We start from the raw sequence: 13,893 nt of genomic DNA on the forward strand, positions 1-13,893 counted from the left end.
GTATAATAGATTAAAAGTTGATAAATTTTTGTATCAAAAATAACTAATTAAATGAGGTATAAATCTGTGGATAATGTTATAGAGCAAATAAAAGAAATTGCAAGTAAATACAAAATTAATAAAGTTTTATTATTTGGTTCTCGCGCAAGAGGAGATAATAGTTCTACTAGTGACTATGATATTGCAGTTTTTGGGCATGAGCTATCTGAATTAGATAAAGCAAGATTTAGTTATGATGTTGATGAAATAGAAACATTAAAAAAAATCGATATTGTATATGTAAATAAAAATGTAACAGATACTTTAGTAAAAAATATTATGAGGGACGGTGTAACAATTTATGAGCAAACTGGAAGCAAAAGTAAGTAATTTCTATAATGCATTGCAGAGGCTCAAAGAAGGTGTATCAGAATTAGAAAAAAATAATGTTAGTGATGTTGTACGCGATGGAGTAATTCAACGGTTTGAATTCACTTATGAGCTAGCATGGAAAACAACAAAAGAGTATTTGGAAGACTTAGGTATTACAGATAGAAACTCTCCTAAAGTAGTTATTAAAGAGGCATTTGTTCAAAAACTTATTTTAAATGAAGAGATTTGGTTACTTATGATAAAAGACAGAAATATGACTTCACATGTTTATAAAGAAGAAATGGCACAAGAAATTGCAGATAGAATAAAGAAATTCTATGTTAAAGAACTAGAGGATTTATATAGAAAAATAAATGGCGAGTGAAAAGTGGAGAATGAAATAATTGATGCTAGGCACTTAACTCATATTCTAATAAGTACGAAAAAGCCCTTTGAAGATTAAGTTCTTAGAAGGGCTTTTTAAAAAGATACACTGTTTGTTCAAAAGTTTACATTATATAGAAATTAATGCTATAATTATCATGTTAATAATCTATAATTTAGCACATTCCTACAATGTAAAAAACATTAGTATTGTGCTATAAATGCGGGGGGCGAAATGAGTATATATTTAAAAGATATTGATAATGAAAATTGGGAAGAATGTATTTTATTAACTACTGATAAAGATGGTAAACATTTTATTTGTGAAGAATTTGTTGCTTCAAATGCTTTATCTATTGCTCAATCCAAAATCCAAAAAGGTTGGATTACTAAAGCAATATATGATGAAGATACTATGGTTGGATTTACAATGTATGGGTTTTGTCATGAAAATAACTTTTATGAGATATGTAGAATTATGATAGACCATAAATTTCAAGGAAAAGGATATGGTAAAGCAGCACTGGGAAAAGTGATTGAAGAAATGAAAAACTTTAAAGAATGCAATGAGATTTTTTTATCCTTTGAATCAGAAAATCAGATTGGTAAAAGACTCTATGAAAGCTTTAATTTTAAAGATACAGGCAAGACTATTGATGGCGAATTATTATATAGCTTAAGTTTAAAGTAGTATAGCCTTCTTACATGCTGATCTAATCACTTATATCCTATTTAGATAGGAATAAGAACCAAAAGAAATAACCACCCTGTTGACTCAGAGTGATTAAATAATTTAAGCGCTTAAGTGACAATCGCATTTTACGAATCTGATTACCTTTTTTATCAATATATCACAATTATAGAGAAACATACAGATTTTGAGATTGAAGAAAATGCAAATTTTTGTAAAAATGAAGCCGGAAGGTGTTTTCTATTGCAGCGGGTAAGACAGAAATAATTAAAAAACTTATTGAAGTAAAAAAGTGCAATGATAGAGCAACCATATCACTGCACTTTTTTTATCGTAAAAAATTACGTTGTTTTTAAGATATAATGATATCAAGAAAAGGAGTTGATATCATGTCAAATATTAAACCTGTCTCTGACTTGAGAAATTGTAATGAGGTTTTGAAAAATATCACTGTAACTTAGGTGTTAGGCACTTAACTTATTAACATATTCAGATAATGATTTTCAATTAGAAAGTCACTAGCTACAAGGATTTAATCCTAAGTAGTGGGGTCTTTTTTTTCATTCACACTGAAATGAATTAACAAAATAAAAATTCTACTTTATTAAAAATCTTTAGAACGAATTGAGAAAGCTTTAAAATAAGTAATTTTTGGAAAAATATTGTTGTCTGTAAGTTAAGATTGATGGTATAATTAAAATAATTTAAAACAGAATTTGTAAAACTGTACATATATTTATTAGAACTAAAAAAGACAGGGTGTTAATGTTATGAAGATAGAAAGATTAAAGAAAATTCTTGCTGGTGGCGAAAGTATAACTGTTGAATTTAAGCAAAGCAAAACTAAATTAAATAAAGATGTTTTTGAATCAGTATGTGCTTTTCTAAATCGTAATGGAGGACATCTATTTCTTGGTGTTGAGAATAGTGGTGATATTGTAGGTATTGATTTAGAATCAGTTGAAAAGGTTAGGAAGGATTTTGTGACTTCTATGAACAATCCTCAGAAAATCAGTCCAACATTTTATTTATCTATTGAAGAAGTGAATATTGATGGAAAAACTATACTTTATATTTTTGTTCCAGAGAGTTCTCAAGTTCATAGGTGTAATGGGAAAATCTATGATAGAAATGAAGATGGAGATATCGATATTACCGATAATACAAACCTAGTTTCTGGATTATACATGAGGAAGCAAGGAACGTACACTGAGAATAGAATCTTTCCTTTTGCAGAGCTCTCAGAGTTGAAAAGCGGCCTTTTTACAAAAATAAGGAAACTAGCGAGTAACCAAAAAGCAAATCATCCTTGGGAATTAATGGATGATTTTGAGCTTCTTAAAAGTGCAGGACTATATCTTAAGGATCTACAAAGCGGAGAAAAAGGTATTACGTTAGCAGGAATTCTTATTTTTGGTAATGACCAATTAATTCATGCAGCATTGCCTCACTATAGAACGGATGCAATACTTCGTAGAGAAGATATAGATCGTTATGATGACCGAGATGACATTCGAACTAATCTAGTAGATAGCTATGAACGACTAATGCAATTTGTTGCAAAACATCTTAATGATAAATTCTATTTAGAAAAGGAGCAGCGAATAAATGTAAGAGATAAAATTTTTAGAGAAGTTATATCAAACATACTGATTCATAGAGAATTCGCTAATCCATTCCCTGCAAAACTAGTCATTGAGAAAGATAAGGTTTTTACAGAAAATAGTAACAAACCTCATGGTAATGGAGTCATTGATCCAGAGAACTTTTCACCGTTTCCAAAGAATCCTACTATAGCAAAGTTCTTTAAAGAAATCGGATGGGTAGATGAATTAGGATCAGGAGTTAGAAATATTTATAAATATAATAAGATTTATTCTGGTGTGGATCCTACTTTTGTGGAAGGCGATGTGTTTAAAACAATTATTCCTTTATTTCCTCAAACCAGTGAACATGTTAGTGAACATGTTAGTGAACATGTTAGTGAACATGTTAGTGAACATGTTAAGAGACAGGAAAATAATACTAAAGAAATATTAGAGTTTTGTAAGACTCCTAGAAGCAGAGGAGAAATACAACAGTTTGTAGGAATTAAAAGTAGGAGCTATTTTAGCCGAAAGGTATTAAATCCTTTAATTAAAGGTAGGCTATTAAAATTAACTATACCTGACAAACCTAGAAGTTCAAAGCAAAAGTATTATTCTGAAAAGAGATAATAAAAAATAGGTGTCAGGAACTTAACTTTTTTGCTCACTAATATGGTATTAATGATTTCCATTTTTTATGTTACGATAATAAAAAGTAATATTAGTAATAATATTACTTTTATTGTATATTTTAAAAAAAGAAATGGAGGTTATAACACGAGGAAAGTTATATCAATATTACTTACTTCAACACTTGTTTTATCTGCAATTCAATTATAACTTTATCTATTTTTTACGTTCTTTCTTTAACTTTAATATCTCAACTGCTGCATCAATACCATATTTGATTATCTTATCTAGAGCTTCTTCAGAAATAGGTTCTTTTTCTTGTATAATATTTTCCTTTATCAGCTTATTTAAAATTTTATCCTCAAATCCTTTATAGGTTTTGTAATCAATGCCATATTCGTATAATTTAGTATAATCATATATATCACTTTTTGAAGATACGATTTGTTCTTTTATGTCAGTTTGCCCTAAAAGGTAGTCAGTGGAACACCCAAGAACCTTAGCTATTCTTGCTATAATTTCTGCTTTTGGCTCTCTTAGATTATTTTCATATCGTGACAAACTAGCCTCAGTTAGGCCAACCTTATCAGCTAATTCTTTTTGATTTAAATTAAGTTCTTTTCTTAAACTTGATATTCTATCGCCAATACTTACCACTTATGTATTCCTCCTAAATAATATCTTACCATTATTATAATTCAAATGAATTTTGGAAATATAATTATTACCAATAATACAAACAATAACTTGACATATTACCAAACGGTGTGATAACATGAAGTTGCCAATTGGTAATATTATTAACATAACTTACCGTTTATATAATTAACCTACGTAATATCTTAATACATGTCTAGCTAATGTTTTTTATTTTTATTTCAGATCCATAGGAGGTGAAGTTTAACAATAATAGATTAACTAAAGAAAAATTCTTATTGATGATTATGATATAGAAGATAGGAGTAATTGATTAAAAGGTTCAGAAATAACTTAAAGAGGGTGAAAAAAATGATTAAACTTATAGGTGTATTAATCATAGTTCTTGGATTTGCATTCAGACTTGATACAATTGCAGTAGTACTTGTTTCAGGGATTATAACAGGATTAGTATCAGGACTTGGATTCAATGAAATATTGACAACTCTTGGAGATGCATTTGTGGGAAACAGATACATGTCTGTATTTTTAGTTAGCTTACCAGTTATAGGTATATTAGAAAGATATGGACTTAAGGAAAGAGCAGCAGAACTTATAGGCAGTATTAAAGCAGTTACAACAGGAAAGATATTATCAATATACATGGTTATAAGAACTATAGCAGCAGCATTATCATTGAGATTAGGTGGACATGTTCAATTTATTAGACCACTTATTTTGCCGATGGCACAGGGAGCAGCCGAAAGCAATTATGATGAAATACCAGAAGATGTTGAAGAAGATATCAAAGGCCTTGCAGCAGCAGTTGAAAACTATGGTAACTTCTTCGGACAAAACGTATTTGTTGCATCAGGAGGCGTGCTGCTAATAGTAGGTACATTGAAAGAGTTAGGCTATGAAATTACACCATTAGCAGTATCAAAGGCTGCTATACCAATAGCTGTAATAGCAACTATATTTGCCGTAGCTCAGTTCATGTACTATGATAAAAAGCTAATGTGGAAAATGCATAACAGACAATCAAATGAATAATTGATTACTATTAATAAGGGGTGAAAACATGCAGGATATATTACTAGAAGGATTATATGTGCTAAGCGGTTTAATTGCATTTATGACTGGAATTATGGCATTAAGAGATAATGAACATCCAGCTAGAATAGGAACGGCTTCATTCTGGATGATAGTAGGTGTATTATTCATATTTGGTAAATATATACCTTCAAACATAAATGGTTTTTTAATATTAATAATGGGTGTGTTGACAGCAGCAAGACAAGTTAAATTTGGCTCTTTAAAGGAAGCATCAGACAAATTTAGAGCTAATCAATCTAAGCGGTTAGGAAACAAGATATTCATACCAGCGTTGACAATATCAGTGTTTGCATTTGGCATCGCACAGTTTAGTAGTCTTGGCGGCTTAGTAGGGCTAGGAATAGGTGCCCTTACGGCATTAATAATAGCTATGGTACTAACGAAATCCCAGCCTGTTACAGTAGCGGAAGATGGAAGTAGATTATTACAACAAATCGGGGCAGCCAGTATGCTTCCACAGTTATTAGCAGCATTAGGAGCGCTATTTAATGCATCCGGAGTGGGACAAGTTATATCTCAGGGAATATCAGGAATCATTCCTGAAGGAAACATTGTATTTGGTGTAGTAGCGTATGCAGTAGGCATGGCATTATTCACAATGATAATGGGAAACGCATTTGCAGCCTTTGCAGTTATAACTGCTGGGGTTGGATTGCCATTTGTTCTACAGCAAGGAGGTAATCCAGCTGTAGTAGGGGCATTGGCATTAACAGCAGGTTACTGTGGTACACTTCTAACACCTATGGCAGCTAACTTCAATGTTGTTCCAGCAGCACTACTTGAAATGAAGGACAATAACAAAGTCATCAAGAGCCAATTGCCTCTATCACTAATACTACTATTAGTACATATTGTGTTAATGCTGATATTGGGATTTTAAAGACTAAGGAGGAATTTCAAATGAAGGTTTTAGTAACAGGTTTTGATCCATTTGGTGGGGAAAGCATAAACCCTGCAACAGAAGCAGTAAAAAGGCTTCCCGATGAAATAGCAGGTGCAGAAATAGTAAAGATAGAAGTACCAACAGTGTTTAGAAAAGCGATAGAAAGACTAGAAGAAGCTATTGAAAGAGAAAAACCAGATATAACAATATCAGTAGGTCAAGCCGGGGGAAGATTTGATATAACAGTTGAAAGAGTAGCAATCAATATTGATGATGCTAGAATTGCTGATAACGAGGGGAATCAGCCTATTGACGTGCCAATATTTGAAGATGGAGAGCCTGCTTATTTTGCTAAGCTTCCAATCAAAGCTATGGTAAAGGAAATGATAGATAATAACATACCTGCTTCAGTGTCAAATTCAGCTGGCACATTTGTGTGCAATCACATCATGTATGGACTTTTATATAATGCTGATAAAAATTATCCAAACATGAGGGGTGGATTCATACACATACCATTCCTTCCTGAACAAGTATTAGATAAAAGAATGATGCCAAGTATGTCTTTAGACAATATTATAAAGGGCTTAACATATGCAATAAAGGCAGCAGTAGAAAACATAGAGGACATAAAAGTAACAGGAGGCGAAATCTCCTAGTAAAGGAAGATCATAATGAAAAAGAAGTTATTCATATACGGGAGTTTGATAGAAGGATTCTTTAATTATGACATTTACTTAAAGGGTAAGGTTCTAGAAAGTGAGTCTGCAAGGATAAAGGGAGAGCTTTATCATCTGAATGGGGAGAGATATCCTGCTTTAATAGATGGAGATGACTATGTTTATGGTGAGTTTATTCAAGTAGATGATTATGAAGAAACCTTAAAGGCATTAGATGAAATGGAACATTACTATGGAGAAGGCAATGAATATAATGAATATAACAGAGTTCTAAAGGAAATAGAGGTTCTTACTGATAATCGCAAAGAAGAAGCATATGTGTACATGTATAATTATAAAGAGTTAACGGTCTTTAAAGAAGAGAATCTATATATTCCTCATGGAGATTGGAAGAGGTATATGGAAAGATAAACGGATTGGTGCCAGTAACTCATCTTATTAACTCATTGAGATAATGACTTTTAGATTAGAAGGACTCTAGTTACAAGGATTAATCTTTAGTAGCAAGAGTCCTTTGTCCAATTTTAAGAATAGTGGCGTTTCTTTTATTCATACTGATAATGAATACAACAAATTGGTAATTGTTTTATTTGTTTTTAGATAAGAAAAAGCAATTTTTGGAAGTCATTTGTTGTGCTTGAGTTTAAACAAATGATATAATAGAAATGATTATAGAATAACTCCTATATATTTAGTACTTGTGATAAAAAGTAGTGATTTGTTTAATGGATATAAAAATTATCTGTAAGTATGAATATAACGAGTGACAATAGCAGCATTGTCGATCTTTTGCAAAAGATATATATAGAATGTCAAAAATCAAAAAGAGTTAAAACATGAAATAAGTGAAAAAAGAAAAGAAATAACAAAATACTTTTTTGCCAGTCACTTAACTTATTTTATTTAGGTGGTGAAATTATGGAAAGAGAACTACTTTCAGTAATTAGGGAAATGCTCAAAGAAGAGTTGGGTCCTTTAAAAACTGAAATAACGGACATAAAAATAGAAATGACAGGTATGAAAACAGAAATGACAGGCATGAAAAATAGAATGGATGAAACTTATGAAATAGTTAGGGCTTTAGAACATTTGTCACAGGTGAACAAAGCAGAACATGATAATGTGAAAAATGATATAGCATATATTAAAGGTGACATAGAAACAATTAAAAAAGGCATGTATAGAGTTGAAGAAGCTACAGCTAATAACTGGGCAGAAATTGCAAGACTAAAACAAGCAAAATAATAGATAATAGTTGCCAGACACTTAATTATTAACTTTCTTAAAGCATAGAATTGGTACTAGTTATTTAATTCATGAACTTATTGAGAAGAATGTAACCTTTTGGTAGAATGTAACCAAGGGGTGTTTTTTTTTGAAACGGAAATCTACACTTGAGGGAGGATATTGTCGTGAAAATAGCCGTTGTCGGATATGGAGATTCCGTAGATAAAACTTTGTCTGTTGCTGATAAATATTATAATGATATAGATTTTGTTTCTTATACTGTAGGGGAAATAGAAAGCTGTGAACATATTTTAGAAAAGTGTGAGAAAGAGGTTAATGGCGTAATTTTTACAGGACAAGGATTTAATGTAGAGGTAAAGAAATATGGAAAATTGACAAAACCTTTTTTATGTATTCCAAGAGAAGGCTCATGCTTAATGAAAACATTATGGAATATAAAGGATCATTATAGAAATGTTAAAAAGATAAGTATAGATATCATGGAAGAGCCTCTTGTACATGATATCTTTGAAGAATTTGGAATAGATTTTGAAAAAGTTTTTGTTTTTCCTTTCGATGAAGACGAAAAGGAATCTAGATATAAAGAGTGGCATGAAAATCTTTTTAAAAGAGGAAAGATAGATTTAGCTATGACTAGTTTTGGATCAATTTATGGAGACTTTGTGCAAAGAAGATTACCAGTAGCGAGAGTAGAAATAACTACACCTGTTATTAAAAATTCTATAGATACTCTTATTCAGCTTATAGAAACAAAAAAACTAGGTGAAGCTCAAATAGGAATACAATTAATAGAATTAAATTTATCAAATGAAAAAGCTAACCATTATATATCTCTAAAAAAGAAAAATCTGTTAGAAAGTAAGCTAATAGAATATTTACCTTTAGTACAAGGAAGCTTAGTAAGAAGTGTAGGTAGTGAATATATAATCTTTAGTACAAGAGGAGCTTTGGAAAATGAGAACGCACAGAATTATTTTCTGAAGCTTATGAAAGACTTATCTAAAGAAAAGCTTATAATATTTAGTGGAACAGGATATGGGACTACAGCATTTCATGGAGATAATAATGCTAGAACAGCTTTACAAAAAGCAAAAGAAAATAAGGAATCGTCGTATTATATTGTATACGAAGATGAAAGTATAAAGGGTCCGATTGGGGAAATAGAAGGATATTCTTATAATCTAATGATAAAGGATAAGAATTTAAATAGAATAGCAGAAGAAGTTGGAATAAGCCCAACTTATTTGTCTAAGATCATAGCACATATGGATATTTCCCAGAAAGAAGTCTTTGAAGCTAAAAGCTTATCTGAATTTTTAGGGATTTCGGATAGAAGTGCTAGAAGAATTTTAAAAAAGTTCTTAGACTCAGGATATGGTGAAAAAGTAACCTCAGTACAATATAATGATGTAGGTAGACCAACTCAGTTTATAAAGATTAAAATACCTAAATAGGATTAAATATACATGAGCAAAATTAAATTTAAAAATCATTTGATAGATCATATTATGAAAAAACAATGATGATATGGTTATCAAATGATTTTTTGTTTTCAAACTATTATTTTATAAATTAATCATAATAATTGAAATGTATAGAAAAGTTTGATATAATTTCATTAAGGACATATTAAGGACATGTCTAAAACGAGGAGGGGTTTATAATGAACTATTTAGAAGTGGCAAATCATCCACTAATGTGGGTAGCAGCAGCTTTAGCTGTAGGAGTAGTAATTGCACAATCAACTATTTTTGCTAAAAAGTCTTATAAAACAGGAAAAGATATAGGACTTACTGAGCAGCAAATGAAATCTGCCATGAAAACTAGTGCAATTTCATCTATTGGACCTTCAATGGTTATTCTAGCTGGAATGATATCCTTAATAATTACTATGGGAGGACCAGTATCTTGGATGAGGCTTTCCTTTATAGGGTCTGTTACTTTTGAATTAATGGCAGCGGGCTTTGGTGCTGATGCTATGGGAGTAGTTTTAGGAAAAGAAGGTATGGATGGAATAGTTTTTGCTAATGCAATATGGACTATGATACTCGGTTCTATGGGGTGGTTGCTGTTTACTTTCTTGTTTACTCATAAAATGGACAAGCTTACTAAAGTGTTGTCAAACGGGAAAAAAGCAATGGTGCCGATTATCTCTGCAGGAGCTATGCTAGGTGCATTCGCATATTTTAATGCAGATAGAATCTTAGGCTTTGATGCTGGGGCATTGGCATGTATAAGTGGATTAGTTCTTATGATGATAATAGTACATATTCAAAAAAAGAAAAATATATCATGGTTAAGAGAATGGGGACTGACTATAGCAATGTTTGGTGGAATGCTTATAGGATCATTAGTTTAATTGAATTAAAATAATGTATATTAAAGGAGCTGAAATCATGAAAAATAATGTATATGATAACGAATTTATACCTAGCATAATTAAATACGGAAGGATAACGTTATTCTTGGGTATGTTACTAGCTTTGGGGCCTGCTTTGGTATTAGCATTTCGATTTGGATATATTCCTCCGATTGGAGCTATAATAGCAGGAACATTAGCTCAAATGAGTGTAAGTGGAGCATTTTATGTAGTTGAGCCAATTTCATATTTCCCAATCCTAGGAATACCAGGAACATATATGGCTTTTCTATCAGGAAACTTAGTAAACATGAGAATCCCTTGTGCCGTTGCAGCACAAGAAGCAGCAGGTGTAAAGCAAGGTACTAATGAAGGCGCAATTATTTCTACTTTAGGAATTGCAGTATCTATACTAATAAATATAGCTATTTTATCAGTAGCTGTGTTTTTAGGTTCATCAGTTTTATCTAGTTTACCAGCAGAAGTAGTAAGAGTGCTTAATCTAATCTTACCGGCTTTATTTGGTGCTGTTTTTGGACAGTTTGCTATACAGAGGCCAAAACTTGGATTAGTTGCAATTGTTATAGCAGGTTTTATGACATTTTTACTTAAACAAGGATTTCTATCATTTTTACCAGGAATACCATCTTATGCAGTAATTCTAGTATCTGTATTTGGAACTATTGCTGCAGGTAAAAAAATCTATGGAAAAGAGCTGCAAGCAGAATAACAAAAATGAGATCGAAAGGCTGACATAAAAAAGGTCAGCCTAATCTTTTAAAATAAGAAAGGAAGATGGTTATGATCAATAAGGATAGATTAGTAAATAATTTAATCGAGATGATAAAAATAGATAGCCCTTCTTATGAGGAAAAGGATTATAGGGAATATCTAATAAAGTATTTTCAAGATAGAGATTTTGAAGTATATACAGATAATGCAGGAGAAAAGTTTGGTGGAAACTGTGGAAATTTATTAGTTCATATAAAAGGAAGTAATAGTAATGAAGAAGCCATATGTTTAGCAGCACATATGGATACTGTTAGTCCAGGGAAAGGAATAGAACCTACTGTTGAAAATGGAATAATGAAAAGTAAAGGAAATACTATTCTTGCTGGAGATGACAAGGCTGGCATTGCATCCATATTAGAAGCTGTCGAGCATATAAAAGAAGAAAAACTGCCACATAGAGATATATATTTATTATTTACTGTATGCGAAGAGGTTGGAATGCTTGGGGCTAAAAACTTTGATGTTTCAAAATTGCCCTGTAAAAATGTAGTAATAATAGATGCGGCAGGACCTGCTGGAATTATTGCCTATGCAGCACCAGCTAAAGATGATATAAAAGCAACCTTTATAGGCAGAACAGCTCATGCAGGAATTGAGCCAGAAAAAGGAATAAATGCTATATATATGGCTGCTGAAGCTATTTCTAATATGACTCTAGGTCGCTTAGACGAAGAAACTACAGCTAATATAGGTCGTATTGAGGGAGGAAGTCAAACTAATATAGTTACAGATAAAGTTTCATTTACAGCAGAAGCTCGTTCACATTCAATAGAAAAATTAGACACTCAGGTTGAGCATATCAAAAATGCATGTGAAGCTGCAGCCCAGAAGTTCGGTGGAACTGTGGAAATAAAGGTTTCTAGAGATTATCCTACACTAAAATTAGACAAAGATTCTTTTATATTTAGTCTGTGTAAGGAAAGCTTTGAAAAAGAGAATATTAATCCATCACCGTTAGTAATAGGTGGAGGAAGTGATGCAAATATATTTGCTGGGAAAGGATATGATTGTGCTATTATAAGCGTAGGTATGGGTCAAGTTCATACTGTAGGAGAAACTTTAAATATAGATGATATGTATACTACCACAAAGGTTTTAGCACAGATGATCAGCTTATAATTAGGAGTGTTCAAGGTGAATATAGAAAGAATTAAAGAAAATATAATAAGAGTTATTGATGAAAATAGAGAAAAAATAATAGCTATAGGCAGAAATATATATGATAACCCAGAAATCGGATACAAGGAATATGAAACAACAGAAAAAGTATTTGAATTTCTTAGAAAACTAGATTTAGAAGTTGAAAAAAATATTGCAGTTACAGGCTGTAGAGCAAGAATAACTTATGATGAGAATTCACCTAGGATAGCACTACTAGGAGAGCTGGATGCTATATATTGCAAGGAACATAAGGACGCTCATGAAAATGGTGCTATTCATGGATGTGGTCATAATATTCAAATAGCAGGACTTTTAGGTGCCGTTATGGGGTTGATCAAATCTGATGCATTAGCACAAATTAAAGGCAATATTGACATATTAGCAGTTCCAGCCGAAGAGTTTATAGAAATTGGCTACAGAAGCTCTCTAAGAGAGAAGAAGGTAATAGAATTTTTTGGAGGAAAACAAGAGCTTATTAGAAGAGGATATTTTGACGATGTAGATTTATCTATGATGTTTCATGTATTAGACTTAAAAGAGAACAAAGCCTTAGTTGGACCTGTAAGTAATGGGTTTATAGGTAAAAAAATTAAATTTATCGGAAAAGCTTCACATGCTGGCTCTGCTCCTGATGAAGGTATCAATGCTTTAAATGCAGCTATGTTGGCTATGAACAACATAAATGTTCAGCGTGAGACTTTTAAAGATAAGGATAGAGTAAGGGTTCATTCAATAATAACAAAAGGCGGGGACATAGTTAATGTAATACCTTCTGAAGTAATTATGGAAAGCTATGTAAGAGCAAGAACTTTAGAAAGTATGATTAGTTCTAATAAGAAGGTAAATAGAGCTATAAAGGCAGGAGCTGAAGCAATTGGAGCTGGAGTAGAGATTGAAGATATACCAGGCTATTTTCCAATATTGAGTTATAAGGATTTAGATAATTTGTTTAAGGAAAACTTAGAATCATTAGGATTGGAAGGCAAAATAATTTCTGGTGGAGATTTTACCGGTTCTTTTGATTTTGGAGATTTGTCTCATATAATGCCGACACTCCATCCAATGATAGGAGGAATAAAGGGAAGTCTTCATAGCAAAGAGTATGAAATTATAGATGAAGAATTAGCCTATATTATTCCAGCAAAAGCAATGGCACTAACGACCGTAGATTTACTTTTAAATCAAGGAAAAAAGATAAAAGAAATAAAAGAAAAACATCCTCCAAAGATGACAAAAGAAGAATATCTACAGTTTATGTATTCTATGTTTAGCATTTATAAAATGGGGATAGTTCAAGATTAATCTAAGATTTGATTGGTGCCGGACACTTAACTTATTTTATTTAATCTACTAACTTGTTTAAATAATAACATTTA

General features: G+C 31.6%; 15 protein-coding genes. 14 read left to right on the forward strand and 1 reads right to left on the reverse strand.

The features are described 5' to 3' along the window. The first annotated feature begins 66 nt into the window (after positions 1-66). From HNR33_RS06970 to HNR33_RS06985, 4 genes are all read left to right on the forward strand, one after another. Positions 67-369: a nucleotidyltransferase domain-containing protein gene (locus HNR33_RS06970; RefSeq protein WP_429081624.1), complete on the forward strand. Its 303-nt coding sequence runs from the start codon at positions 67-69 to the stop codon at positions 367-369. Then, positions 341-736: a nucleotidyltransferase substrate binding protein gene (locus tag HNR33_RS06975; protein WP_429081626.1), complete on the forward strand. Its 396-nt coding sequence runs from the start codon at positions 341-343 to the stop codon at positions 734-736. The genes HNR33_RS06970 and HNR33_RS06975 overlap by 29 nt, the downstream gene beginning before the upstream one ends. Before the next feature lie 234 nt (positions 737-970). After that, positions 971-1,426 (forward strand): GNAT family N-acetyltransferase, encoded by a 456-nt coding sequence (locus tag HNR33_RS06980; RefSeq protein WP_429081628.1) that lies wholly within the window; start codon positions 971-973, stop codon positions 1,424-1,426. A gap of 770 nt (positions 1,427-2,196) precedes the next feature. Further along, on the forward strand, positions 2,197-3,642 hold the full coding sequence (locus HNR33_RS06985) for an RNA/DNA-binding domain-containing protein (RefSeq protein ID WP_429081630.1): 1,446 nt from the start codon (positions 2,197-2,199) through the stop codon (positions 3,640-3,642). A gap of 216 nt (positions 3,643-3,858) precedes the next feature. Here HNR33_RS06985 and HNR33_RS06990 read toward each other — a convergent pair whose 3' ends face one another. Next, positions 3,859-4,299 carry a helix-turn-helix domain-containing protein gene (locus tag HNR33_RS06990; RefSeq protein WP_429081633.1) on the reverse strand — a complete coding sequence of 147 codons (441 nt, stop codon included), beginning with the start codon at positions 4,297-4,299 and terminating at the stop codon, positions 3,859-3,861. A gap of 351 nt (positions 4,300-4,650) precedes the next feature. Here HNR33_RS06990 and HNR33_RS06995 point away from each other — a divergent pair, with 351 nt between their 5' ends. The 10 genes from HNR33_RS06995 to HNR33_RS07040 all read left to right on the forward strand — a co-directional run bounded on the left by HNR33_RS06995 (position 4,651) and on the right by HNR33_RS07040 (position 13,819). Continuing rightward, on the forward strand, positions 4,651-5,331 hold the full coding sequence (locus tag HNR33_RS06995) for a DUF969 domain-containing protein (protein WP_429081635.1): 681 nt from the start codon (positions 4,651-4,653) through the stop codon (positions 5,329-5,331). Between the two features lie 28 nt (positions 5,332-5,359). Continuing rightward, positions 5,360-6,274 carry a DUF979 domain-containing protein gene (locus tag HNR33_RS07000; protein ID WP_429081638.1) on the forward strand — a complete coding sequence of 305 codons (915 nt, stop codon included), beginning with the start codon at positions 5,360-5,362 and terminating at the stop codon, positions 6,272-6,274. Between the two features lie 20 nt (positions 6,275-6,294). After that, entirely contained in the window at positions 6,295-6,936 is a 642-nt protein-coding gene (gene pcp / locus HNR33_RS07005; RefSeq protein ID WP_429081640.1) for a pyroglutamyl-peptidase I, read from the forward strand. A 15-nt stretch (positions 6,937-6,951) separates the two neighbouring features. Beyond that, on the forward strand, positions 6,952-7,368 hold the full coding sequence (locus HNR33_RS07010) for a gamma-glutamylcyclotransferase family protein (RefSeq protein ID WP_429081642.1): 417 nt from the start codon (positions 6,952-6,954) through the stop codon (positions 7,366-7,368). 507 nt (positions 7,369-7,875) lie between these two features. Beyond that, positions 7,876-8,202: a hypothetical protein gene (locus HNR33_RS07015; protein ID WP_429081644.1), complete on the forward strand. Its 327-nt coding sequence runs from the start codon at positions 7,876-7,878 to the stop codon at positions 8,200-8,202. A gap of 167 nt (positions 8,203-8,369) precedes the next feature. Next, positions 8,370-9,659 (forward strand): hypothetical protein, encoded by a 1,290-nt coding sequence (locus HNR33_RS07020; protein ID WP_429081646.1) that lies wholly within the window; start codon positions 8,370-8,372, stop codon positions 9,657-9,659. Positions 9,660-9,868: 209 nt separating this feature from the next. Beyond that, a complete protein-coding gene (locus HNR33_RS07025) occupies positions 9,869-10,564 on the forward strand; it encodes a DUF5058 family protein (protein WP_429081648.1) in 696 nt (231 codons plus the stop codon). A gap of 37 nt (positions 10,565-10,601) precedes the next feature. Further along, the gene (locus HNR33_RS07030) at positions 10,602-11,294 is read left to right on the forward strand and encodes a hypothetical protein (protein ID WP_429081650.1); all 693 of its coding nucleotides are present in this window, start codon (positions 10,602-10,604) and stop codon (positions 11,292-11,294) included. 71 nt (positions 11,295-11,365) lie between these two features. Next, entirely contained in the window at positions 11,366-12,475 is a 1,110-nt protein-coding gene (locus HNR33_RS07035) for a M20/M25/M40 family metallo-hydrolase (RefSeq protein ID WP_429081653.1), read from the forward strand. A 15-nt stretch (positions 12,476-12,490) separates the two neighbouring features. Then, positions 12,491-13,819 carry an amidohydrolase gene (locus tag HNR33_RS07040; RefSeq protein WP_429081655.1) on the forward strand — a complete coding sequence of 443 codons (1,329 nt, stop codon included), beginning with the start codon at positions 12,491-12,493 and terminating at the stop codon, positions 13,817-13,819. Positions 13,820-13,893: the final 74 nt, after the last annotated feature.

The sequence above is a fragment of the Brassicibacter mesophilus genome (assembly GCF_050433385.1).
GTDB classification, from domain to species: Bacteria; Bacillota; Clostridia; order Tissierellales; family Proteiniboraceae; genus Brassicibacter; species Brassicibacter mesophilus.

Coding starts and splice junctions, on each gene's coding strand:
- HNR33_RS07025 (WP_429081648.1), top strand. CDS start 9,869: ATGAACTATTTAGAAGTGGCAAATCATCCACTAATGTGGGTAGCAGCA.
- HNR33_RS07000 (WP_429081638.1), top strand. CDS start 5,360: ATGCAGGATATATTACTAGAAGGATTATATGTGCTAAGCGGTTTAATT.
- pcp (WP_429081640.1), top strand. CDS start 6,295: ATGAAGGTTTTAGTAACAGGTTTTGATCCATTTGGTGGGGAAAGCATA.
- HNR33_RS07035 (WP_429081653.1), top strand. CDS start 11,366: ATGATCAATAAGGATAGATTAGTAAATAATTTAATCGAGATGATAAAA.
- HNR33_RS06975 (WP_429081626.1), top strand. CDS start 341: ATGAGCAAACTGGAAGCAAAAGTAAGTAATTTCTATAATGCATTGCAG.
- HNR33_RS07030 (WP_429081650.1), top strand. CDS start 10,602: ATGAAAAATAATGTATATGATAACGAATTTATACCTAGCATAATTAAA.
- HNR33_RS06985 (WP_429081630.1), top strand. CDS start 2,197: ATGAAGATAGAAAGATTAAAGAAAATTCTTGCTGGTGGCGAAAGTATA.
- HNR33_RS06995 (WP_429081635.1), top strand. CDS start 4,651: ATGATTAAACTTATAGGTGTATTAATCATAGTTCTTGGATTTGCATTC.
- HNR33_RS06980 (WP_429081628.1), top strand. CDS start 971: ATGAGTATATATTTAAAAGATATTGATAATGAAAATTGGGAAGAATGT.
- HNR33_RS07010 (WP_429081642.1), top strand. CDS start 6,952: ATGAAAAAGAAGTTATTCATATACGGGAGTTTGATAGAAGGATTCTTT.
- HNR33_RS07015 (WP_429081644.1), top strand. CDS start 7,876: ATGGAAAGAGAACTACTTTCAGTAATTAGGGAAATGCTCAAAGAAGAG.